Raw genomic sequence first — 22,076 nt, forward strand, 5'->3', positions numbered from 1 at the left:
CTAATACAAAATTATCATTTTAAAAGAAGAAATCTTCAGCTTTCTCAATGAAATCGTTTATAAGCTAAATCGCCCTTATTTTGGCGACAAAATCTTCGACAGATTAGTAATAGCGGCCATTACAGGAGTATGATTGAAAAACAGATATACATTAAAAAGCAATAAAAATTGAAAATTATATCGTTAAAACTATTATTAATATTACATTTGCGATACAAATTTAAAAAAAACTTAAATTAATTTACCATGAAAAAAGTCTATCTTATTTCATCTCTTGCATTAGTGATGATGACAAGCTGCAAAAAAGACCAAACTACAAATGTTGATGCAAACACAACAAACGACACTACAGCAATTAAAAAAGAAACTACGGTTGATGGTGCTAACACTGCATCAGCAGAAAAACCTGCAGGTACAATCGATCCAGCAACCGGAAAATTGTCAATATCTGAAAACAAATGGGTTTTATCAGAATTAAATGGAGCCGCTGTAACAAACAATACAGATAAAGATTATTTCATTTCTTTAGATTCTGGATTAGCAAGATTTTCTGGATTTACAGGTTGTAATACTGTAGAAGGAGATTATCAAATAGTTGAAGCGGGGAAATTATTGTTCGCCAATGTTAATAGCACAGAAGTGGCTTGCGACCAAACTAAAATGGAAAATGAATTTATTGCAGCTTTAAAAAGCACAGATAGTTATACGATTGAAGGTGATATGTTACAGCTTCAAAAGGGAAAAACTGTAGTTGCTAAATTTGCAATCAAAAAATAATTATTATAAAAATTTAATTTTTAAAATCCTCTTTTCAGAGGATTTTTTTGTTTAAAACTTAATATGTGTATCCGTAGAAAAGATGATGAATAATATGTTTGGAGGCTGGACCGATATCGGTTTTGATTCTAGTTGTAGTTTGGAAATTTGTTCTTACAATGAATTTTGTTAATTAAAATGTTTAATCTCAAAAAACGATGGATGTTAGAACTTTCTTACCAAAAGTAAATGCTACTTTTCGAAAATTCAGTTCTCTTTCAGGGTTATATCCGTCTGCAATGGGGCTAAATCATCTTTATCCGCTCTTCTTCCAGATCAATCTGATACAGCTGATGGCGTATCAATTCTTCATCAATCGACAGATCTTTGTTGAGTTCTGAAAGAAACCGTCTCTGACTTTCCAGCATTTCAATGAAAACGGCCTTGGTTTTCTCATTCATCCATTCTGTTTCATCAGCTTTATTTTTTTCTTCCCAGTGTTTCAGCATCCGCTCTATTCCGGCATGGCTGTTCAGTCCATTTTCATGTTTATTTTTCAGGAAATGATAAACATGCTGCCTCAACTTCTGCTTGATCTCCTGTCTGGCCTGATTTTCTTTTTCTTCATTGATAAAATCATCAAAAGGGCGCAGATATCTGATTACATAAGGAAGGGTAAGCCCCTGCACCAGAAGAGTAAGCAGTATGACTACAAAAGTAATGAACAGAATAAGGTTTCTGTTGGGAAAAGGAAGACCATTTTCAAGGGTAATAGGAATAGCCAGCGCTGCAGCCAGTGATACTACCCCTCTCATACCGGTCCAACCCAGTACAAGCGGCATCATCAAACGCCTTTTGGTAGAAGATGCTCTTGGAGCAACACCGGGTCTGAAAACAAGAGTAGCAATCATGGCTGCATAAGAACTTACGATCCGTGCTGCGATAAGAATTCCCGTTACCAGAACTCCATATTGAATAGCTGTCTTCAGGGGAATCCCTTCTGAGCGCAAGCCGCCTACAATTTCAGGAAGCTCCAGCCCAATGAGTAAAAAGACAATTCCATTCAGGATAAACACAAAACTTTCCCAGACACTGTATCCTCTTATACGGCTGGTACTGTTTAAGAAAATCATTCGCTTATTCGACATATACAGCCCTCCGAATACTACTCCCAACACCCCGGAACAATGAAACTGCTCTGCTACCCAGTACATGAGGTACGGTTCAATCAACGTAAGCGCAATATCTGATGAAGCGTCTGTAGGAAGCCGTTTATGAGCCTGTACAAAAATCCAGGCAAGCGCTAACCCAATAACAGGTCCTCCCAGCACCATCCATAAAAAATCCAGAGACGCATCCTGCCATACAAACTGCCCTGTCCCTACAGCAACCAGTGCAAAGCGGAAGATAATCAGTGAAGAAGCATCATTCAACAGACTTTCGCCTTCCAGAATTGCTGATGTAGTGTTGGGAATTTTCACAAATTTCATAATAGCTCCCGTACTCACCGCATCAGGAGGAGATACAATTCCGCCTAACAGGAATCCTAGTGCAATGGTAAAGCCAGGAATAAAATAATTAGCGGTTATGGCTACCGTAAACGCAGTGAAAAAGACCACCAGAAAAGCAAAACTTCCGATAATCCGCCACCATCTTTTCATTTCTTTGAAAGAGATTGTCCATGCAGCTTCAAATAACAGAGGTGGCAGAAAAATAAAAAAGATAAGATCCGGATTGATCTTTACAGCCGGAAGACCGGGTACAAAGCTGACCAGCAGGCCGAATACAACCAGTAAAATCGGATAAGCAATTTTCAGTCTGGCAGCCCACATATTCAACAAAACAATTGCAGCCACCATAGCCAGCAAAAAAGGTAAGATCGTGTGCATTCGGTATTATGTTTTCTATCTTTCATATTTACCACTTCTATTTGATTTTTAAAAATTTAGAGATCATTTTTTCTACTATTTTTTTATGTAATCGGATTTCCGGATAAAAAATTTCAGAATTCAATTAAAACACGTCAAGTCCTGTCGCCTACCGTCTATACTTTTGTTTTATAATAATAAACTCATGGATAAAGTAACATCAGAAAGAATCAATAAGCTTCACCCGGAAGTAAGAGAAGAAGTAAGACAGATCATTAGAGAATGTGACGAAGCCCTTACCGGCAGGGCTAAAGTAAGAATTACGCAGGGACTGAGGTCTATGGAAGAACAGGAAAGGCTGTATGCTATCGGAAGGATTACTTCCGGAAAAAAGGTAACCAATGCTAAAGCCGGCCAAAGTATTCACAATTACGGACTCGCTGTAGACATCTGCCTGATGATTGACGGGAAAACGGCAAGCTGGGACACGGCTAAAGACTGGGATAATGACAAGGTTGCCGACTGGTACGAATGTGTAAAAATTTTCGCCAGACACGGCTGGGATTGGGGCGGAAACTGGAAAACCTTTAAAGACCTCCCTCATTTTGAGAAAAAGAATATTCAAACCAAGAAAGGTATGGTAAAAACCAGTTGGAGAAACCTTTCTAAAATGGCAAAGGACCAACAGCAATATGTGATTTTTTAATTTTCTTTTATTTGAAATTGAATAAAATACGACAAGTTCTGTCGCTTCCCCGGTCTACCTTTGTTTCATAGGAAAATGTTAGTTACCTGAGATCTCAATACTAAAACCAGCATCAGCTTTCATCGGCAGATTGTTGGTTTTAGTTATCTCAGGACCTGTTATTAAAAAAAACCAACCAAACATCATGAAAAAGACCACCATTCTTTCTTTGGACGGAGGCGGAATAAGAGGAATTATTACCTGTATTATTCTGCGTTACATAGAGGAACAGCTCCAGCATTATGACAACCCGGGTGCCCGGCTCGGTGATTATTTTGATCTGGTAGCCGGAAGCAGTACCGGAGGGCTGATCGCTTCTATTATTTTATGTCCTGATGAGCACCGGAAGGCAAAATATTCTATTCAGAAAGGATTAGAATTATATGCTGAGAAGGGCGGAGATATATTTCAGGTCTCTTTTTGGGAAAAGCTGGTCAATCCTTTTGGCCTGCTGAACGAAAAGATCTCCCAGGAAGCGCTTGAAAAAAACCTGAATGACTTTTTTGGACACCTTGAGCTTAAAGAATTTATAAAACCATGTTTAATCACCAGCTATGATATAGAGAACAGAAGAGCCAAGCTTTTTAATTCGTGGGAGGCTCATCTGAGCACAGATAATTTTTATGTAAAAGACGTTTGTAGAGCGACTTCTGCTGCTCCTACTTATTTCAGACCAGTACAGATAAAATCGATGTACGGGCAGATTTTCAGTTTGATTGACGGAGGAATGTTTGCCAACAATCCTGCACTCTGTGCTTATGCCGAAGCAAGGAAAATTCCTTTCGCAGAGGTTCTGAAAAACCATCAGAAAGCCAATCATCCAACCGTAAACGATATGATCATTGTTTCTATAGGAACAGGAATTGAGGCGAGACCGTATTCTTTTAAGAAAATGGAGAAAGCCGGGAAGATTGGCTGGGTAAATCCTATCATTGATATTTTAATGTCTGCCAATGCAGAAACTGTAGATTATCAGCTAGGCCAGATGTTTCAGACATTAGGAATGAGGAATCAGAAGAATTATTACCGTCTGAATCCATCTTTAAAAAATGCTTCTCCTGCAATGGATAATGTAAAGAGGTCCAATATTGAAAATCTAATCCAGGCGGGATTAAGTTATATTGATGACAACCGTGAAAGCCTCAATCAGATTGTACAAAAACTGATCAGAAATAAAATATAAAAAAAGTAAAAAAGATTTTTAATGCGTCAAGTTTTGTCGCTTTCCACGGATATCTTTGAAGCATCAACAAAGACAAAAAAATAATCATTTAAAACTTTTAAAAGCCTTTGAATTCAACATCAATTTATACGGGACAACCTGAAATATGCCCGCTAAACCTTAAAGCACCCAACATGGAAACACCAGATCACAACCCGGATACCGCTTTCGATACCGATCTCTATACCATAGAATGGAGCGACATCGAACATGCAGAGATGGATTATGAAAACTATCTCAATGACATTGAACATTTTTTTAAGGAAGATTTTGAAGAAGATATTCTTGAAGAAGATGCACCCAGATAATTTTAACACAACAGGTTCCGGCGCTGTTCATCGCTCTTTGCAATCTCTCGCAATGCCTATAACAGTCTCATTAAACAGCCAATACACCTTTGAAATCACCAATCACAAAATGATGAGCAGCCGGAACCGTGTTTAATAATTGATAGATAAACCTGTATTTCTGATACAGGAAACCATGAACATTTTATTCAGCCGCAACACCAAAAGTTGCGGTTTTTTTTGTAATATTCCACAGACTAAAATAAAACCATGAGATATCCATTCATTTTTTTGCTGTTTATATTGATCGGATGTAAAAAAGAGAATATCACAGAGCTTCCCAAGCCATTGAAAATTAATAAGATTTTCACAGAGCAGACGTATGGTGATGATGCAAAAGCATATACCAATGACAGCCTATTTTGCATCTATCAGGATGATACTCATCTTAAAGTCTGGAAAAACGGAGTTTTCCTGAACGATAACCAGGATATTCTGCCTTTAATTAAAAAAAATGATTCAACAAAGATGTTCAAGACTTATAAATTCCAGTCGGAGCTAATGAATCTGGACTTTAAAAAATATTCTGATAAGGCTGTTAACCGGGATACAAAAGATTATCAGATCAGAAAAAAAGGCGAAGATTATTTTCTGTACAAAAAAGGATATAACGAAATAAAATTACCGGTCCGCCACTATGAATCTATGGATTGGATTACCTTTAACAGCATGGACATCAATAATGACAAAATTCCTGAACTTTTTATATTTAACGAGTACTATAACAGCCGGGAGGATAATGAAGATGGAAAAATGACCGTTTATGAAATAAAATAAATGATCTGTTTTTATGAAAATTATAATCTTAAAAGCATTGTCTATATTAAGAAGTATGGATGTTATTATTTGAAGAAATCCTCCCTTATTTAGACGATTACAGAAATCTTAATCAGATTACGATAATCATTGTTCATGAAAAAAAGAATGAAATAATCAAAATGCTGGAAAATGAAGGATTTGTTCTTGATTTCATATCAATTTCCACACTAAAACCATAATGAAAATGAAAACCAAAATCACAGAACAGGAACAACCTGTTACCACAGAAGATATAGAGCATATTGAAAAACAATTCGGCTTCACTATGCCCGAAAATCTAAAAAAGCTCTATTTAAAATATAACGGCGGTGTTCTGGAATCCGGGGAAAACTCCTATGATTTAGACAGCATAAAGTATGGAAACTCCCGGATGGAAGAAAGTATAGACAGTTTTCAGATTACGGAGCAGCACATTCCCCGGGAATATCTTCCTTTTGCCACTACGCCAATTGGTCATATCATTTGTATTTATACAGGAAACGGGAGCAAAAACGGATCCATCTTTCTTTTCCGGTATGATGAAATGGAACCTGTATTCTATAACCGGAATCTGGAAGATTTTTTAGCCATAGACTCTATTGAAGAACTTTAAAACAATAAACTGAATGATCAATTATATTGAAAGCTTTACTTTAAATTACCATCACAATTATTTTAAGTTTGACAGAAACTTTTATGAAGACCCTAAAAAAAACATCCTTACATTTCCGGGAGATTTTTACCACTATCAATCTGTAATCATATGGAAATATAATAACAGAAAATATATGTACTCTACAGAATTGGTTGGGCATATGCCTTGTCCTGACTTCAATGGCATTGCTTTTATTAGCAGAGTGGACAAAACCAAACTTATTATCTGTAATCCGGACGCCAGCGAAAGGTTTATCCTCTCTCCTCCCGATTTCCTTCAAAAGGAAGAATATGAGAAAAGGGATTTTGGCATTCATTTTTTTAGATTCTCTGCAATTTTTGAACGTTTTGATCATTATTTTGAATATAATGGTAAAAAATATCTGACTGTAAAAATATCCTTATACGAAAACGAATCCTGCCTTTTTGGTATTTCACAATTGCGCTATCTGGATGTAGAAAGCGGAGATTTCTTACCTTTTACAAAAACGATTTTCACAACAACAATGGACTTTGAATCAGGAAATCCTCATGCTGCACCAGTAGAGAAAAAAATAGATCTGTAGGATTTAGCCAAAACTTGTAAGAAAAAGTCTTAAATCTCATTCACAAAAAATAAAATACGACACGTTTTGTCGCATTAAGCACATATCTTTGTTACATAGAACTTTAGCCATTAAGCCCGTTCTGTTAACACGTTTTCTAACGATTACAGAGTAAGCAAAACCTTAAAAATAAACTCATGAAAAAAGATTTTTATCTGACAAGATATGCCTTAATCATCAAAAGATTAGAAAGCTCTCCTGCTACCTACCCTCAGCTGGAAGCATACCTTCTGAACTCTTTTGAATTTCAGGATGCGGAGATCAAAAGCTACTCCATCCGTACCCTTCAGCGCGACATCCGTGAGATATCCGATCTTTTTAACCTTTCTATCCACAACAAGAAAAAAGGCGACAACCGTTATTATATAGAAAGCCGCCCCATCATGGAAGTGGATGAATACAACCAAAAACTGCTGGAATCTTTCCAGGTAAGCAATGCCTTAAACCTTCATCCTGATTTTTCAGATTTTATCTTTTTCGAAAGCAGAAAACCTACCGGAATTGAGCACTTTTATGATCTGTTCTTCGCCATCCGCAATAAAAGAGTGGTTAGTTTTGAGCATTACAACTACAAAAATAAACTGATGACCTCCCGCAAGGTTCATCCTCTTGCTTTAAAGGAATCTAAAGACAGATGGTACCTGATTGCGATGGATACGAAAGATAAAATGCTAAAGTCATTTGGGCTGGACAGAGTTAATTATCTTGATGTAAGCAAAAACAAATTCAGGGAAAAATACAACTACAACTTCAGAGAACATTTCAAAAATGCTTTTGGTGTGATGAATCTTGCAGAACAGAACCCCCAGAGTATTGTCTTAAAATGCAGCCGCCATCAGGGAGAATACATCAGGAGCTTCCCGCTTCACCAGTCGCAGAAAGAAACCAAAGAAACACCGGAAGAGATCTATTTTGAGTTCTTTCTCCACCCTACTTATGATTTTATGCAGGAAATTCTTTCTTATGGAAAAGAGGTAACCGTTTTAGAACCGAAATGTTTAGTTGATGACATCCGCACCCATCTTCAGGAGTCCCTGAACCGCTATCTTGAAAGCTGATCAATAATCATTTCATCTCATATTTTTTAGTTATATTTACATAAATATACCCATCTTGAAAGCATTATTACTCTCTCTCTGCTGTATTATTTCTTCATTTTGCTTTGCACAGCAGAAAGAAGAATTCAGACTCGTGAAGAGCTACTATAATCAGCACAGGATGATGTTGAATTCAGAATTTAAAAAGAAGTTTGATTCAGAGACGAATACTTTTGTAAAAGCCGGCATTAAAAGTGACTATAAGCTTTTCATGAAAAAGATGGACAGCATTGAAAACATTGCACTCATCGGCGCTTTGTTGAAAGTAAGAAACATGGAAGATCTCCAGGGAATCGGTAAGCAGAAGCATTTATCTGATAACAATTCTGACAAACCCACAGACGTTGAAAAAGCCGCAAATTATCCCGGCGGGATTAATATCCTGAGACAGGAAGTGGCTGATCTCTTTTATACAGAGGGTGTTTATACCGAAACGAAAACCGTAAAAACCAATGTTGCTTTTATTGTAGAAAAGGACGGAAGCATCAGCAATGTTCACGCTCAGGGTGATAATTTCACCTTCAACAGGCAGGCAGAAATTGCGCTCTACTCTGTTGCTGAAAAGTTTTCCCCGGCTTTTGTTAAAGGAGATCCTGTGAGGTACCGTTTCAAGCTTCCTTTAACTTTAACTCTTGAATAAAATCTATGTTTACCGACGAATATTATATGAAGATGGCGCTTCAGGAAGCAGAAACCGCCCTGGAAAAAGATGAGGTTCCCATCGGATGTGTGATTGTTTCCAACAACCGCATCATAGCAAGAGCTCATAATCTTACTGAAACATTAAACGATGTTACAGCCCACGCAGAAATGCAGGCGATCACTTCAGCAGCCAATTTTCTTGGAGGAAAATATCTGAAAAACTGTACGCTTTACGTCACCCTTGAACCTTGTGTGATGTGCTCAGGCGCCCTTGCATGGTCACAAATCTCCAAAGTAGTGATTGGAGCAAGAGACGAACAACGCGGCTTCATCAATAAACACCTCACCCTCCATCCCAAAACGGAAATGGTAATCGGAATTATGGAAAACGAATGCTCTGCGATTGTTAAAGAGTTTTTCAAAAGCAAAAGATAAACAAGGGTAAGGAAGATGGTGGCTGGAAGGTGGAAGTTCCTGCAGCCTGAAAACAGCTGAAGATTTATTGTAAGAATTTTCTACTCAATAGAAAAGTTTTCCGGTATAGCCGGAGTTTACCTCATCCATATTCTACTCTACTTTTTCTATTACGGTGTGAAAAAGAGGCCGTAAAGCATTCATTTTCTTCCAGTTTAACTCTTTTGCCCGGATTTCGCCGCTTCCCCAATTAAGAATGATCAGGCTGTCTTTTTTTTCGTAAGAAATATTCATATGAATTTCTTTACCATCATCATCTTTAAGAAGAAATAATCCTCTAGGGCCTGAAGCATAATGAAAATCTCTCATCTGTTCTTTTTTATCCATCAGAATCAGGTAATGATTACGATGAAAGAAAATATACTGCAGATCTGAATTTTCATCTGTATTTTTAAAACCACCATGAATAGAAGGCCTTTCTGATATATCATCATTATAATTCCCGGAGCTGATGTAGGGAAACAAGATGAGGACCAATGATGATCCAAGAAAAGCAGTTTTAATAAATACACCCAGCGGCCGCAACATTCCCTGTACATCCCGGGTTTCATTTAGCTTTGTTTCTTTCTTCAACACTAAAAAATGGAAAATCGGAATCCAGTCATCTTTCAAGGCAAAAACCGTCATCAATAGTAAAATCAGGGAGAATAGCTTTACAGAAATATCAAACCCGATATTGATCGCTACTATATTGATGAAAATACCAACAGCAATCAGCAATCCCAGAACTCTTGTACGATAAATAAGAATCAGAAGTGCTGCCAGAAGTTCTATCCCACCGGTCCATACAGAATAAGACCGGGAAACTCCCATCGTGCTCCAGAAGAGGATATCCCGATCCAGATTTCCAAAGCGGGAATAAAGAATATTGGGTTCCGGAAGATAAAACTGGGCTTTAAAAACTTTATCAAAGCCATATTTCATCAGAACTACAGCCAGATATACAACGATTGCTTCTTTAGAAAAAGAGAGAACCTTTTGAATATATTTCGGGCTGACCAACGTTGTGATACCCAATGACAGTACCAGTAGAATTCCTATGAAAACAAGCATAGAAATACTATCCGAAGAAAAATCAATTCTGACATTTTCCAATCCGAAAACAATATTTGCTATCCATTCTGTAAGATCACCGAATAGAAAAACGGTAATTTCCCTCTGAAAATCCCCCAGAAAATCCAGCGGAAAAAAAAATATGAAAAGCAGAAAAAAAGTTCCTGCCCAGCTGATAAGCTTATCGCTCATTATTTCTTTTTATTTTTCTTCCAGTTGTATAATCCGGAAATTCCGGAAATCATCAGTACTCCCAATAAAAGACCTCTCGGAGTTTTTTCAGACTTTTCTTTGGCAGGTTTTACTGCGGCAGGTTTTATCGGCTTATAGGTTTTATTTTTTTTATCATATTCCACAAAAACAACACTGTCTACGTCATTAACGAAGAAATAATCTCTTTTCAGAACCTGTTTTACACTGTCTATATTTTTTTTTGAAAAAAGAGGTTTATTCACGATCTCTCTTCCCGGTGTCCATACTTTTCTGCTATCTCTCCTGTCTTTGGGTACCAATTTATCGGAAGAGCTGGTCACCAGAATGGCTTCATTATCATTAAGAATAATCACAGAATCGAGCCTTGCATCCTTTACAAATTTTTGAGGTGCAGCGCCGAGATTAGAAAAATTGGCATCGAAAAGGTCTTCCGAAACCGCTTTGGTAAAGTTTTCAGTACCTCCACTATGGCTTTTAAAAGCAATCAGCTTTGTTTGTGAAAAAGAAGTAATACTGGTGATGAGAGCAAACAACGAGTAAATTATTTTCATGGAAATATTTTAAGATTGGATTCCTTCTTCCATAAAAAGTTAAAATCAGAATTATTTTCTGAAGATGGAATACATCATCACATCGAAATATTCATCATCCTTTTTAAGGTGCTGTTTCAAAAGTGCTTCCTGCTCCATGCCTATTTTTTCCATAATCCTTCCGGAGGCCTGGTTATGAAGGAAATAAGTCGCATAAATCTTATTAAACTGCAGTTCCTTAAATCCGAACTCAATCAACGCTTTTGCAGCTTCTGTAATGTAGCCTTTGTTCCAGAAAGGCCTTCCCATCCAATAACCCAGCTCTGCTTTATCACCATCCCTATCGTGAAGGCCGATAGCTCCTATGATCTGCCTTTCTTTATTACGGACAGCAAATGTATAACCTGTATTCCTATCAAATGCTTCTTCAGACATTTTCAGCCAGAATTCGGCATTCTTTCTTGTGTAAGGAAACGGAATATTAGAGGTAAGATCTGAAAAAATCCGATCCTGAAGATATTCCGTGACAAGATCAAGATCCTCTTCTTTCAGTTTTGAAAGAACAAGCCTTTCTGTTTCTATTTCCGGGAATTCATTGAGTTTTTTCATGATAGGTTTTTATTTATAACTAAAGGTCTTTTCCTAAGAAATAAAGTCCTTTCAGAGTATGCAGCCTGTCCATGACATGGATCTTTTCAGTCAGAGGTTTATAAACATGAGAAACGCCTCCGGTTGCTACAACAAAGCAGTCATCATTCACCTCATCATTGATACGGTCTATAAAGCCTTCGACCATTCCCAGGAACCCGTAAACCATTCCGCTCTGCATGCAGGTTACCGTATCCAGTCCCAGTACAGATTTGGGCTTTTTCAGTTCAATTTCAGGGAGCTGGGCGGTATGGCTGATCAGGGAGTTCAGGGAGGTTACAATTCCCGGGGCAATAATTACGCCTAATGTTTCTCCTGTTTCTGCCACACAGCTTGCCGTGAGCGCTGTTCCGAAATCAATTACAATCTTCTTTCTGTTCGGATACATATTATGGGCCGCTACAAGGTTGGCATAAATATCGGTTCCCATCTGTTTGGATTTGGCCTGTACTCCCGAAGGGGTGGTCCGGTCTACAATAACCGGAAGAATTCCATGGATTTTTTTAATTGCCGAACTGATCACTTTGGTAAGCTGGGGAACTACAGATCCTATGATCACCTTACTGATGTCCTGTGGTTCTATTTTATACGTCTGATACAGCATCAGCATCTGTACATACAGCTCATCTGCCGTTCTGTACGGTTTGGTATTGATCACCCATGAAATATCACAGTTGTCTCCGTTAAAAAGTCCGAATCTTATATTGCTGTTTCCTACGTTGATGACGATTGAATTCATTTGATTTTCTAAACAGTTACGGGTTAAAAAAAGGATTGTAAAAATAAGGCTTTCTGCTTAAAAATCTGTTCGATATTTCTATTAATTTAAGATCGTTGTTAATGCATTTAGCACAATTCTCGTTTCACTTACTAAAAAACCCTCCGCAGTTGCTTATTGAGCTTATTAATTTTCTTTATAGCTCTTTACATTTGAGCATCACTAATCAATTAATCATTATGAAAAACTTAAAAAAACTTTCCAGAAGCGGATTAAAATCTATCATTGGCGGTGATGTTTTATGCCCTATGCCAAGCGGAATACCCGCACGATGTCCCGGAACCGTATGCCCGCCTGACCCATGTAAAGAGCTATGCTTTAGATCCTATAAAGATTGTCATTCATAAGGAATATTATAGTCATTAATCTCATTTTTATCCATTAAAAAAGGGAATATTTTTCAATACTCCCCCTTTTTTAATTTTTGCCGGTTATTTCACCTCAACAAAGTTATCTTCCGGATTAACATCGGCCATTCTCTGGCTGAAATCAACAGCCATGGCGGCTAATTGTGATTTTGTATAAGGAATAGTCAGTATATATTCTTTCTGAGTCCAAGGCCAGTACGGTTGGGTTTTTAAATCACCATAGATGTCCTTTTCTTTCCATGTATGCGTCAAATTCACAGGAATCTGGTAGTTGATAATTTTTTTATCTGCAGTCACAATACTGAAGTCGATCGGCATAGGAACCTGTCCGTTATTGACCAACGTAATCGTTGTAGATTTTGCATCATATTTCACATCCTTAATTCCGTAATCAATAGTTTTTGTTGTATTGATCCAGTAATGATGGAACCACTTAAGATCCATTCCGGAAACCTTCTGTGCAATGTGAAGGAAATCCCTGTCTGACGGATGTTTCAGATGCCATTGATCATAATACTGCTTTAAGGTTTCTGCCAGATTCTCTTCACCCATAATATAACCCAGCTGCACCAGGTATAATTCTCCTTTCACATAAGAGGCATACGTATAGGATGTACCGTTATCATGATGATCTCCCAGCCATACTGCAGGCTCTTCAATCCCCTTCTTCAGGAACTTCCTGTAAGCATCTAATGTTTTATAAAAAGGATTGGGAAGATCTTCAGGAAATAGCTGATGCATCACAAATCCTTCTGCATAACTTGTAAATCCTTCATCCATCCACGGGCGCATCGGCTCATTGGTTGCCAGCATCTGCTGATACCAGGAATGGGCACCTTCGTGGGCCATTAATCCCATTAAATCTTTTATACTTTTGGCTTCTCCTAAAATCATGGTACACATTCCGTATTCCATTCCTCCGTCACCTCCCTGGATAAATGCATATGTCGGATAAACATATTTTCCGAAATGCGTATTCATCATCTGGAAATATTTGGTGATATAGGGCTGTGCTTCCGCCCATACTTTAGTTTTATCATTTTTTTGATAGACCAGATATACTTTCGGGCCTTCCGGAACATCAAAGTTTTCAACAGAGTAGTCTCTGTCTGCGCTCCATGCAAAATCCAGGATATTTTTCGCGGTCCATTTCCAGACTGCTTTTTTATTTTTGTCTGCTTTGATTTTAGCGTCAGCGGTATAGCCTTTCACTTCTGCAGGATTTTCAAGGATTCCTCCTGCTCCCACAACGTAATCTTTATTGATTTTAATCGTTACATCAAAGTCGGCAAACGGAGCATGAAATTCTCGTCCGATATAATCAAAAGTGGCCCATCCGTCATAATCATATTCTGCAATTTTCGGATACCACTGGGTCATGGTCATATCCACACCTTCTTTATTATTTCTTCCGCTCCTTCTGATCTGTTGTGGAATGACAGCATCCCAATCCATTGTGAAAGTTGTTGTGGAATTCGGTTTAATGGGTTCTGCGAGGTATACTTTCATTACCGTTTCCTGGATCTCAAATTTCAGATTTTTACCATTCTGTTTGATCCAGTGAATATTCTGAGCGCCTTCTTCCTCTTTAGGAATAGAAGCCAATCTTGAAATGCCGTCTTTCTGAAGCCTTGAATCTCCGTTTTTTCCCTGACCGACTACTCTCTGATCCATCATAGAATTCGGTTTAAAGGCATTCCAGTACAGATGGAAATACACCACCTTCAGTTCGTCCGGTGAGTTATTAGTATATTCTAAAGTCTGGGTTCCCTGATAGGTAAATTTTTCAGCATTAACATCAATCTCCATTCTGTACTTCGCAGCCTGCTGATAATAAGGGCCCTGTTGGGCATGAAATTGTGAAATGATAAACGCAAAAAGGATTGCAACCGATTTTTTCATTTAAAATTTATTTTTTCTAAAGGTAGGTAAATTAAATAAAAGCCTCAAATAGGAGTTATCCGAGGCTTTATTCTGTTCATTATGGTTTTAGATTGATTTTTATCTGATTTGTTAAATGTTTGTGAGTTATATTTTTTCAGTATTATTCTTTAAATTTCCTTCTCATTCAGAAGCAACTTATACTGTGTCCAGCTCAATTACGAACGCAGTGTATTCGCAAATGGATTTTATATTATGAAGACAGGTGTTCAGCTTTAGATATCAGAAAGCAATTTTCTGATCAGAGTAATCTGTCCCAAATGGTAGTAAGCGTGTTCAATCATCCCGTCTATATTTCTTCGGTAGGTTCCGTATTTTTCATCCACGAAAACCTCATCTATTTTATCATCGGGTATCTGCTCCACCAATAATGCAAATCTTTCCGAATCCGTCCACAATTTATTCAACAGTTCTTCCCATTGCTCCTGAGATTCAATAGGGGTAAGATCAAAACTGAACTGGTCTTTTATTTCGAGTTCACCCCCTTCAAGAACATTCTTAACTCCTGCTATATAATAATGGATATGAAAGGTGAGCATTGCTATCGTATTTAAAGAACCTACTCTTGTGACCGCCTGTTCCCAGCTAACATCAGAAAGCTGGTTTTTATAATTGGTATTGGCAATCCAGAGACCATCCAGCAGGACTTCCCTGAATCTTTTAGCTAATTGTGAAGCTGAGCTCATGATTTTGATATTTTGATTTTCCTAAAGATAAGCAATTAAAGAATTGTTTCTAACTCTATGATTAGGCAGATTATGCAGATTTTTCCTGAATATTTCTTCTGGATCTATATATTAACCCTGTAATTATTTGGATCTAAAAACAAAAAACCTCAAATGCAAAAACATCTGAGGTTAATTTTTATAATTTTAATTACAATTATTTTTTAGCCGAAACTTCTTTCTTTCCGCTTTGTAAAATCTTTTCAAGGATTCTTAAAGTAATCAGATAGGTTGGCTTTACTCCTGTAAGGCCCAAACCTCCTGAAGATAGTGTACTTCCTGTTTCCAAAGGATTATCTGAAGCATAATAAGCATACATTACAAACAGATCCGGTGAAATATGGTGTCTGATCTTGGAAGCTACCTGAATGGCTTTCTGATAATGTGCTCCTTCCATTTCAAGACCAATTGCTTTCCATGAAGTATTCATAAAATAGGAAAGAATATCCCTGTTCTGAAGTGATGTTCCTAAAACCGTGATCATCGGGCCTTCAAAAGCTTTCAGTTCATCATCTATAAAATCATCAAGCTTCAGGGCGTTTTCAAAAGGATAGTTATCTGCTGTACCTTCAAAAATGTGGGACGTAGGAATCATAATATCTCCTTTTCCTCCGGCAAGAATTCCCGCTTTACCCATAATGGAAACAGACTTTACTTTCATCATGTAAACTTCTCCTTTATGCTCGTAAGGCCTCAGCAGCTCATCCATTACTTCATAAGCCTGCTCACCAAAGGCGTAGTCAAAGACCATTACCACATCATCTCCTCCGAATTTAAGATCTCCGAACGGTGTGTTTTTAAGATCTGTTTTGCTTAGGTCAATGATCTGAACATCAATATTACTTCCGCTCTTATCATTAATATAAATCATTCCTTCCTCCAAGGCATATTTGGAAACCTTGTCACGAAGTTCTTTTTTATCGGAAATATCACCGTACAGTTTATAATCTACCTCTTTGGTCTGTTTTTTCTTTAATGCATCATTGGCATACAGCATATTTTTTACAGAGTGCATATTGGCAGAAATAATATGCAGAGGACGCATGTGAAGGTTATTTTCAAACAAAACGTCTTTTACTGTATTGGCCCATTTTTCACCAAAATAATGATGCCCTACTCTTTCCTTTAATATAGCGCTGAAGTGAATTTCTCTTTCTCTGGTTTGTTTAGCATCCTCTAGACTTACTTTACCTAAGTTGTAGATGATTTTAAACAGACGGTCAGGATTCTGATCATCCCCGAACGTATTATAAGCGTTTAATGTTTCGTCAAAAGTTCTTCCTATTAAAGAAGAAAGGTGGATAAGGGCCACTTCTTTTTCTTTTCTGCTGAACTTCTTTTCGCCCTTCACCACTTCTTCAATAATTTTGAAGGCGCGTGTAGGCTTCCAGTTTTCATCCTTGATGAAAGCCAGGTTACGGATTTTATCAGCTTCTATAAATAAGAAGGTAAGGTGGGTAAGAATGTCATAAATTTCGGAACGGCCCAAAAGAACCTCAATATTCATCTGGTGTTCGTCTATTCTATAACAGTTTCTTCTTCTCTTTTTAGGTACAATTGGTTCGAAACTTCCTTTATCAAACCCTTCATCCGATGTAAGATGAATAAAAGCGCATTCTTCAATCCCTTCCGGAAGCCTGTCTAAAACATACATCAAACCATCCAGCTCCAGCTTATTGGGAATATTCATCGTACCGTAAATCTCCGGGTTGATTGTTTTCAGCAAGCTTCTGATGCTCTCTCCCGAAACACCTCCAGGCTTGAAAAATCCTCTATAAAATAAGTGTCTCATAGAGATATATAATCTTTCAATAGCCTCTGTTGTTTCTCTTGCTCTAGAATTTGTCATAAAATAAATTTCACACAAATATACAAAATCTCCGCTCAACTTATTTTAACTATCTTTTAATAAGTTGTTTAAAACGTACTGACAGAAAGACATATTTGAAATATGGTAGCTTCTTCTTATATTTATATTCGGACAGGTCTACTGCAGCAACTCTTTAACTTCATGAAAAACATAATCACTAAAATTTCTCTTTTCTGGAAGATATGGCTCAGTCATATTTTTATATATTATCCCATAAGAGCGGTATTCTTTCTGTTCGAGTTTGAAGAAAAGCCCGATCTCTTTCATATAACTAAAGTAATGCTGTTTGCTTTCTTTCCCGGGATCTATGGAATGTTTGAAAGGTTTCCGTTGATGATTGTCATTCAAATGGCAGTTATGCTCATCATAACGGAAATCATTTCCCTGAAAAAAGTTGCAGCCTATTTAATTACCATTATCATAACCAATATGATACTATACACTTCCGGTACTTATGACACTCATTGTTTAAAGGACTTTATCTGTTCATTTCTCATTTTTCTGACCATATTCCTTTTTATTTTCAGAAAAGATCTTAAAAATTGAATAATGCTCCTATCTTCATACTGATATAATAACAATATATCATTCACACCCTATCAAAAACACCACTATCACGCAAAAATTAAATAAAATTTCAAAACACCCCTTATTTTTTTTAGGGTAAAAACATTTTCAATTCATTTTTTTTGTAAATTTGCCCTACAAAATTAACCTTATTATGTCAACTTTAAGATTCAAAGCGTTAGAAACCCTTCCATTTAAGGACTTCAGAAGAGACAACTCGGTTGAGGTTCCGGTGAAACTGTCAGAATTATTCTGCCAGAATGTTTTCTCAGAAGAAACTATGAGAGAATATCTGACAAAGGAAGCATTCCAGTCTATTATGGATGCTGTAAAGAAAGGAACTAAGATCCAGAGACATATTGCAGACCAGGTAGCTGTAGCAATGAAAGACTGGGCGATGAGCAAAGGAGTAACCCACTATACTCACTGGTTTCAGCCTTTGACAGGAACGACTGCTGAAAAGCACGATTCTTTCTTCACCCCGATTGAAGGAGGCAGAGCGATTGAAAGATTCAGCGGTAACTTACTGATTCAGCAGGAACCGGATGCTTCTTCTTTTCCGAACGGAGGAATCAGAAATACTTTCGAGGCAAGAGGTTATACCGCATGGGATCCTACTTCTCCTGCATTCATCATGGGAACAACCCTTTGTATTCCTTCGATCTTCATTTCTTATACCGGGGAAACTCTGGATTATAAAGCCCCTCTTTTAAGAGCTTTGAATGCTGTAGATGAAGCTGCAACCAGCGTTATGCAGTATTTTGACAAAAACGTAACGAAGGTAACTCCTACTTTAGGCTGGGAGCAGGAATATTTCTTAGTTGACTCTGCATTATACCAATCACGTCCTGACCTTGTGATCACAGGGAAAACATTATTAGGACACTCTCCAGCAAAAGGACAGCAGCTGGATGACCACTACTTCGGTTCTATTCCTACAAGGGTAATGAACTTTATGAAAGAACTGGAAATTGAGTGTATGAAACTGGGAATTCCGGTAACTACGAGACATAATGAAGTAGCACCCAACCAGTTTGAGCTGGCTCCGATGTTTGAAGAAGTTAACGTTGCAGTAGATCACAACTCTTTATTGATGGACATCATGGCAAGAGTAGCACACAAGCACCATTTCCACATTCTGTTTCACGAAAAACCATTCGCAGGAGTAAACGGAAGCGGAAAGCACAACAACTGGTCTTTAGCGACAGATACTGGAGAAAATCTTTTAAGCCCGGGAAAAAATCCTAAGAAAAACTTACAGTTCCTTACCTTCTTCGTGAATACCATTAAGGCTGTATATGAATACGCTGATCTTTTAAGAGCCAGCATTGCATCAGCAAGCAACGACCACAGACTTGGAGCTAATGAAGCACCTCCTGCAATCATTTCCGTATTTATCGGAAGCCAGCTGTTCAGCGTGTTGGAAGAACTTGAAAAAGTAACCAACGGAAAACTGAGCCCGGAAGAAAAAACAGAATTAAAATTAAACGTTGTAGGAAAAATTCCTGAGATCCTTCTTGATAATACAGACCGAAACAGAACTTCTCCTTTTGCGTTTACAGGAAATAAATTTGAGATCAGAGCGGTAGGTTCTTCTGCCAACTGTGCAGAATCTATGACGGTAATGAATACCATCGCAGCCAAGCAACTGAATGACTTCAAAAAAGAGGTGGATGCTCTTATTGAAACAGGCCTTAAGAAAGATGAAGCAATCTTCAACGTATTAAGAGAATACATCAAGCAATGTAAAAACATTATGTTTGAAGGAGACGGATATTCTGACGACTGGGCTAAAGAAGCAAAAAAGAGAGGCCTGAACAACTTAAAAACCACTCCTGAAGCTCTTAAGCAGGAAATGAACAAAAAGTTCCTTGATCTTTATGAAGAAGTTGGTGTGTTCACGCACAGAGAAGTTGAAGCCAGAAACGAGATCAAATTAGAAAAATATTCCACGGTAATTGATATTGAAGCAAGGGTATTAAGTGATATCGCAAGAAACCACATTATTCCTTCTGCTTTAAATTATCAGAACCGATTAATTGAGAACGTTAAAGGATTAAAAGAGATTTTCGGAGACAAGGAATTCAAATCACTGGCAAAAGAACAGATGAGTTTAATTACAAGCATTTCTGAAAATGTTGCTAAAATTAAATTAGGGGTTGAAGACCTTATTAAAGCGAGAGAAACAGCGAAAGCCATATCAGATAGTCAGAAGCAGGCAGAAGATTACTGCAACAAAGTAAAACCATTATTCGATGCGATCAGAGACGCTTCTGATGATCTTGAAATGATGGTAGATGATGAACTTTGGCCAATGACTAAATATAGAGAAATGTTATTTACAAAATAACATCTGTAAAGTTCCATATTAGTTTTAAATCCTCGGTTTTCCGGGGATTTTTTTGTTTTGTTAACATCCTGAAAAATTGGAGTTTAAATTCACAAACCATGATTTATAGAAGAAAATCGATAGCGTTTGTTAAAGAATCTTAATAAAAAAAACCGCAGACTTACCAAAAACAGGCGGTTGCGGTTTGTTTTTCTTTAACATACTTAAATAATATGTTAAATAGTGTTAAAATAAGATCCTGACAATTATCATATCAGGGGTCTTTTGCTCGGAATCTCTACTTTTGTAATGCTTTTGAAAATAAATATTCCTTTTAACACGGATAATCAAATATATATGAAGAAAAGAGTTTTGTTTTATTTAGTTGCTTTAGTTTCTACAGTTTCATTACAGTCTTGCGCTACAAATTATGTAGTTTCACAACCAGCAACTTACACTAAAGAATACAAAACAGATGCCAAACTAGCTTCTATTGACAACAAGAAAATGGAGCAGGATAAGCAGAGACTCATCGATTCTTTCCTTGCTGAAAAAGCGGCATCTATCGCCAACGCGAAAAAGGCTATTAAAAATTCTGAGATTGCAAAAGCAGTCAAATACAATAAAACTATCGACAACATTCTTACAGAAGCTGAAACTTACCTTGGAACTCCTTACAGATACGGAGGAATGACCAGAAAAGGTATAGATTGTTCAGCTTTCGTTCTTTCTGTATTCGGAGCTGCGGCAGGATTAAGCTTACCAAGAGTAGCTGCTTCCCAGGCTCAGGAAGGTGAAAGAATTGAAAAAGAAAACCTTCAGAAAGGAGATCTTATTTTCTTCTCACACGGAAGAAGAATCTCTCACGTAGGTATTGTAGAAAGTGTTACTGAAGAGGGCGAGGTGAAATTTATTCACGCTGCCACTTCAAAAGGAGTGATGGTTTCGTCACTGAATGATTCTTATTGGGGACCTAAATACAGATTCGCAAAAAGAGTAATCAATGAAAACGGAGATGCTTACAATAATTTAGCATCTGCCACTCCAGCAGCCACTGCAAGTTTTTAATTTTAAATAATTGATTTAAATAATGAAGCCGTCAGAAAATCCTGACGGTTTTTTTATTGTGTCTTGCTGAATAATTATAATGTCTGTATTGAGGTTTCGGCTAAAGCCAGGTGAATGTATCTTTATGAATGAATGGAGTAACGCCCATTTCTATTGAATTGAATGCTTAATCCAATTTCCAGACTGTTAATTGCCCTTATCGATTTCAATATCCAGCTTATACAGCAGACCATATACTTCAGACAAAGAGAATTTAGCTTTTTTAAGCCTATTTACGACAGGATCTATAGAATAATTGAACGATGACCGCAAATCGGCTTTTTCAAGGTTAGAATGATCGAAAACGGCTCCGGAAAGATCACATCCTTTCAAAACAGAATTTGAAAGATCACAATCTGTGAAATCTACTTCAATTAATTTTGAATTTTTAAAAAGTGTCTTTTTTATAGAAGTTCCGTAAAACACAGAGTTATTCAGCATACAATCTTCAAACCTGAAGAAAAGGCCAAATCCGTTGCATTCACTGAACTGAAGACCCAGCATTTTACATTCTTTAAAATAAACATTTCGGAAAGCGGTATGGGCCAGCTTTACCATACTGAGATTACAGCCCAAAAATTCACAATCCGTGAACGTAAAACCGGAGAGATCTGTATATTCAAAATTGCAGTTGCTGAAAGTACAGTTTTCATACTCTCCTTTTTCCAATGGAGACTGGACAAGGTCTGTATTCTCGAAGTTTTGGTCAACTGCATATATATCTTTCATAAGTAAACAG

23 protein-coding genes and 1 pseudogene are annotated in these 22,076 nt (G+C 37.3%); 15 read left to right on the top strand and 9 right to left on the bottom strand.

The features are described 5' to 3' along the window. A pseudogene (locus J2Y40_RS23980) lies at nucleotides 1-133 on the top strand (IS1595 family transposase); the annotation flags it as partial. Nucleotides 134-246: 113 nt separating this feature from the next. Beyond that, entirely contained in the window at nucleotides 247-777 is a 531-nt protein-coding gene (locus tag J2Y40_RS09680; RefSeq protein WP_309998660.1) for an META domain-containing protein, read from the top strand. A 284-nt stretch (nucleotides 778-1,061) separates the two neighbouring features. On the opposite strand, the gene J2Y40_RS09685 is transcribed toward J2Y40_RS09680, so the two are convergent. Next, nucleotides 1,062-2,645, bottom strand: coding sequence for a Na+/H+ antiporter (locus J2Y40_RS09685; protein WP_153397232.1), 1,584 nt, complete (start codon nucleotides 2,643-2,645; stop codon nucleotides 1,062-1,064). A 184-nt stretch (nucleotides 2,646-2,829) separates the two neighbouring features. Between J2Y40_RS09685 and J2Y40_RS09690 the strand changes: the two genes are divergently transcribed. The 9 genes from J2Y40_RS09690 (at nucleotide 2,830) to J2Y40_RS09730 (ending at nucleotide 9,169) form a co-directional block, all read left to right on the top strand. After that, a complete protein-coding gene (locus tag J2Y40_RS09690; protein WP_153397230.1) occupies nucleotides 2,830-3,330 on the top strand; it encodes a M15 family metallopeptidase in 501 nt (166 codons plus the stop codon). A 184-nt stretch (nucleotides 3,331-3,514) separates the two neighbouring features. Continuing rightward, nucleotides 3,515-4,552, top strand: coding sequence for a patatin-like phospholipase family protein (locus J2Y40_RS09695; RefSeq protein WP_153397228.1), 1,038 nt, complete (start codon nucleotides 3,515-3,517; stop codon nucleotides 4,550-4,552). Nucleotides 4,553-4,725: 173 nt separating this feature from the next. Then, the gene (locus J2Y40_RS09700; protein ID WP_153397226.1) at nucleotides 4,726-4,899 is read left to right on the top strand and encodes a hypothetical protein; all 174 of its coding nucleotides are present in this window, start codon (nucleotides 4,726-4,728) and stop codon (nucleotides 4,897-4,899) included. A gap of 249 nt (nucleotides 4,900-5,148) precedes the next feature. Further along, entirely contained in the window at nucleotides 5,149-5,715 is a 567-nt protein-coding gene (locus J2Y40_RS09705) for a hypothetical protein (RefSeq protein ID WP_153397224.1), read from the top strand. A 226-nt stretch (nucleotides 5,716-5,941) separates the two neighbouring features. Continuing rightward, nucleotides 5,942-6,349 (top strand): SMI1/KNR4 family protein, encoded by a 408-nt coding sequence (locus tag J2Y40_RS09710; protein WP_309998665.1) that lies wholly within the window; start codon nucleotides 5,942-5,944, stop codon nucleotides 6,347-6,349. 13 nt (nucleotides 6,350-6,362) lie between these two features. Beyond that, nucleotides 6,363-6,956, top strand: a complete 594-nt coding sequence (locus tag J2Y40_RS09715) for a hypothetical protein (protein ID WP_153397220.1) — start codon at nucleotides 6,363-6,365, stop codon at nucleotides 6,954-6,956. Nucleotides 6,957-7,132: 176 nt separating this feature from the next. Further along, nucleotides 7,133-8,053, top strand: a complete 921-nt coding sequence (locus tag J2Y40_RS09720; RefSeq protein ID WP_153397218.1) for a YafY family protein — start codon at nucleotides 7,133-7,135, stop codon at nucleotides 8,051-8,053. A 55-nt stretch (nucleotides 8,054-8,108) separates the two neighbouring features. Next, nucleotides 8,109-8,732 carry a hypothetical protein gene (locus J2Y40_RS09725; protein WP_309998667.1) on the top strand — a complete coding sequence of 208 codons (624 nt, stop codon included), beginning with the start codon at nucleotides 8,109-8,111 and terminating at the stop codon, nucleotides 8,730-8,732. A 5-nt stretch (nucleotides 8,733-8,737) separates the two neighbouring features. Then, nucleotides 8,738-9,169: a nucleoside deaminase gene (locus J2Y40_RS09730; RefSeq protein WP_153397216.1), complete on the top strand. Its 432-nt coding sequence runs from the start codon at nucleotides 8,738-8,740 to the stop codon at nucleotides 9,167-9,169. Nucleotides 9,170-9,301: 132 nt separating this feature from the next. On the opposite strand, the gene J2Y40_RS09735 is transcribed toward J2Y40_RS09730, so the two are convergent. Genes J2Y40_RS09735 through J2Y40_RS09750 form a run of 4 tightly spaced genes read right to left on the bottom strand, consistent with a single transcriptional unit; the run spans nucleotide 9,302 to nucleotide 12,391 of the window. Next, on the bottom strand, nucleotides 9,302-10,453 hold the full coding sequence (locus tag J2Y40_RS09735; RefSeq protein ID WP_309998669.1) for a hypothetical protein: 1,152 nt from the start codon (nucleotides 10,451-10,453) through the stop codon (nucleotides 9,302-9,304). Continuing rightward, the gene (locus J2Y40_RS09740; protein ID WP_153397212.1) at nucleotides 10,453-11,025 is read right to left on the bottom strand and encodes a hypothetical protein; all 573 of its coding nucleotides are present in this window, start codon (nucleotides 11,023-11,025) and stop codon (nucleotides 10,453-10,455) included. Before J2Y40_RS09740 ends, J2Y40_RS09735 begins: the two co-directional genes overlap by 1 nt. 51 nt (nucleotides 11,026-11,076) lie before the next feature. Next, on the bottom strand, nucleotides 11,077-11,613 hold the full coding sequence (locus tag J2Y40_RS09745; RefSeq protein WP_309998671.1) for a GNAT family N-acetyltransferase: 537 nt from the start codon (nucleotides 11,611-11,613) through the stop codon (nucleotides 11,077-11,079). A gap of 19 nt (nucleotides 11,614-11,632) precedes the next feature. Next, entirely contained in the window at nucleotides 11,633-12,391 is a 759-nt protein-coding gene (locus J2Y40_RS09750; RefSeq protein WP_153397208.1) for a type III pantothenate kinase, read from the bottom strand. Nucleotides 12,392-12,609: 218 nt separating this feature from the next. Between J2Y40_RS09750 and J2Y40_RS09755 the strand changes: the two genes are divergently transcribed. Beyond that, nucleotides 12,610-12,777 carry a bacteriocin-like protein gene (locus J2Y40_RS09755; protein ID WP_153397206.1) on the top strand — a complete coding sequence of 56 codons (168 nt, stop codon included), beginning with the start codon at nucleotides 12,610-12,612 and terminating at the stop codon, nucleotides 12,775-12,777. 84 nt (nucleotides 12,778-12,861) lie between these two features. On the opposite strand, the gene J2Y40_RS09760 is transcribed toward J2Y40_RS09755, so the two are convergent. The 3 genes from J2Y40_RS09760 to J2Y40_RS09770 all read right to left on the bottom strand — a co-directional run bounded on the left by J2Y40_RS09760 (nucleotide 12,862) and on the right by J2Y40_RS09770 (nucleotide 17,313). After that, a complete protein-coding gene (locus J2Y40_RS09760; RefSeq protein WP_309998674.1) occupies nucleotides 12,862-14,700 on the bottom strand; it encodes a M1 family metallopeptidase in 1,839 nt (612 codons plus the stop codon). 254 nt (nucleotides 14,701-14,954) lie between these two features. After that, nucleotides 14,955-15,425 (bottom strand): DUF1572 domain-containing protein, encoded by a 471-nt coding sequence (locus tag J2Y40_RS09765; RefSeq protein WP_153397202.1) that lies wholly within the window; start codon nucleotides 15,423-15,425, stop codon nucleotides 14,955-14,957. A 196-nt stretch (nucleotides 15,426-15,621) separates the two neighbouring features. Further along, complete coding sequence (locus J2Y40_RS09770) at nucleotides 15,622-17,313, bottom strand: DUF6909 family protein (protein ID WP_153397200.1); 1,692 nt, start codon at nucleotides 17,311-17,313, stop codon at nucleotides 15,622-15,624. Nucleotides 17,314-17,475: 162 nt separating this feature from the next. On the opposite strand from J2Y40_RS09770, the gene J2Y40_RS09775 reads away from it, so the two are divergent. The 3 genes from J2Y40_RS09775 to J2Y40_RS09785 all read left to right on the top strand — a co-directional run bounded on the left by J2Y40_RS09775 (nucleotide 17,476) and on the right by J2Y40_RS09785 (nucleotide 21,298). Then, entirely contained in the window at nucleotides 17,476-17,880 is a 405-nt protein-coding gene (locus tag J2Y40_RS09775) for a hypothetical protein (RefSeq protein ID WP_309998676.1), read from the top strand. Nucleotides 17,881-18,055: 175 nt separating this feature from the next. Beyond that, nucleotides 18,056-20,251: a glutamine synthetase III gene (locus J2Y40_RS09780; protein WP_309998678.1), complete on the top strand. Its 2,196-nt coding sequence runs from the start codon at nucleotides 18,056-18,058 to the stop codon at nucleotides 20,249-20,251. Nucleotides 20,252-20,587: 336 nt separating this feature from the next. Next, nucleotides 20,588-21,298, top strand: coding sequence for a C40 family peptidase (locus J2Y40_RS09785; protein WP_153397196.1), 711 nt, complete (start codon nucleotides 20,588-20,590; stop codon nucleotides 21,296-21,298). A gap of 186 nt (nucleotides 21,299-21,484) precedes the next feature. Here the strand turns inward: J2Y40_RS09785 and J2Y40_RS09790 are convergent, their stop codons facing one another. Next, nucleotides 21,485-22,066 (bottom strand): pentapeptide repeat-containing protein, encoded by a 582-nt coding sequence (locus tag J2Y40_RS09790; RefSeq protein WP_309998681.1) that lies wholly within the window; start codon nucleotides 22,064-22,066, stop codon nucleotides 21,485-21,487. Nucleotides 22,067-22,076: the final 10 nt, after the last annotated feature.

It is taken from the genome of Chryseobacterium sp. 2987 (assembly GCF_031456375.1).
Lineage (GTDB): Bacteria > Bacteroidota > Bacteroidia > Flavobacteriales > Weeksellaceae > Chryseobacterium > Chryseobacterium vaccae.

Excerpts from the sequence above, each read along its gene's own strand:
- J2Y40_RS09680 (WP_309998660.1), top strand. The coding sequence starts at position 247 with ATGAAAAAAGTCTATCTTATTTCATCTCTTGCATTAGTGATGATGACA.
- J2Y40_RS09685 (WP_153397232.1), bottom strand. The coding sequence starts at position 2,645 with ATGCACACGATCTTACCTTTTTTGCTGGCTATGGTGGCTGCAATTGTT.
- J2Y40_RS09690 (WP_153397230.1), top strand. The coding sequence starts at position 2,830 with ATGGATAAAGTAACATCAGAAAGAATCAATAAGCTTCACCCGGAAGTA.
- J2Y40_RS09695 (WP_153397228.1), top strand. The coding sequence starts at position 3,515 with ATGAAAAAGACCACCATTCTTTCTTTGGACGGAGGCGGAATAAGAGGA.
- J2Y40_RS09700 (WP_153397226.1), top strand. The coding sequence starts at position 4,726 with ATGGAAACACCAGATCACAACCCGGATACCGCTTTCGATACCGATCTC.
- J2Y40_RS09705 (WP_153397224.1), top strand. The coding sequence starts at position 5,149 with ATGAGATATCCATTCATTTTTTTGCTGTTTATATTGATCGGATGTAAA.
- J2Y40_RS09710 (WP_309998665.1), top strand. The coding sequence starts at position 5,942 with ATGAAAACCAAAATCACAGAACAGGAACAACCTGTTACCACAGAAGAT.
- J2Y40_RS09715 (WP_153397220.1), top strand. The coding sequence starts at position 6,363 with ATGATCAATTATATTGAAAGCTTTACTTTAAATTACCATCACAATTAT.
- J2Y40_RS09720 (WP_153397218.1), top strand. The coding sequence starts at position 7,133 with ATGAAAAAAGATTTTTATCTGACAAGATATGCCTTAATCATCAAAAGA.
- J2Y40_RS09730 (WP_153397216.1), top strand. The coding sequence starts at position 8,738 with ATGTTTACCGACGAATATTATATGAAGATGGCGCTTCAGGAAGCAGAA.
- J2Y40_RS09735 (WP_309998669.1), bottom strand. The coding sequence starts at position 10,453 with ATGAGCGATAAGCTTATCAGCTGGGCAGGAACTTTTTTTCTGCTTTTC.
- J2Y40_RS09740 (WP_153397212.1), bottom strand. The coding sequence starts at position 11,025 with ATGAAAATAATTTACTCGTTGTTTGCTCTCATCACCAGTATTACTTCT.
- J2Y40_RS09745 (WP_309998671.1), bottom strand. The coding sequence starts at position 11,613 with ATGAAAAAACTCAATGAATTCCCGGAAATAGAAACAGAAAGGCTTGTT.
- J2Y40_RS09750 (WP_153397208.1), bottom strand. The coding sequence starts at position 12,391 with ATGAATTCAATCGTCATCAACGTAGGAAACAGCAATATAAGATTCGGA.
- J2Y40_RS09755 (WP_153397206.1), top strand. The coding sequence starts at position 12,610 with ATGAAAAACTTAAAAAAACTTTCCAGAAGCGGATTAAAATCTATCATT.
- J2Y40_RS09760 (WP_309998674.1), bottom strand. The coding sequence starts at position 14,700 with ATGAAAAAATCGGTTGCAATCCTTTTTGCGTTTATCATTTCACAATTT.
- J2Y40_RS09765 (WP_153397202.1), bottom strand. The coding sequence starts at position 15,425 with ATGAGCTCAGCTTCACAATTAGCTAAAAGATTCAGGGAAGTCCTGCTG.
- J2Y40_RS09770 (WP_153397200.1), bottom strand. The coding sequence starts at position 17,313 with ATGACAAATTCTAGAGCAAGAGAAACAACAGAGGCTATTGAAAGATTA.
- J2Y40_RS09775 (WP_309998676.1), top strand. The coding sequence starts at position 17,476 with ATGAAAAACATAATCACTAAAATTTCTCTTTTCTGGAAGATATGGCTC.
- J2Y40_RS09780 (WP_309998678.1), top strand. The coding sequence starts at position 18,056 with ATGTCAACTTTAAGATTCAAAGCGTTAGAAACCCTTCCATTTAAGGAC.
- J2Y40_RS09785 (WP_153397196.1), top strand. The coding sequence starts at position 20,588 with ATGAAGAAAAGAGTTTTGTTTTATTTAGTTGCTTTAGTTTCTACAGTT.
- J2Y40_RS09790 (WP_309998681.1), bottom strand. The coding sequence starts at position 22,066 with ATGAAAGATATATATGCAGTTGACCAAAACTTCGAGAATACAGACCTT.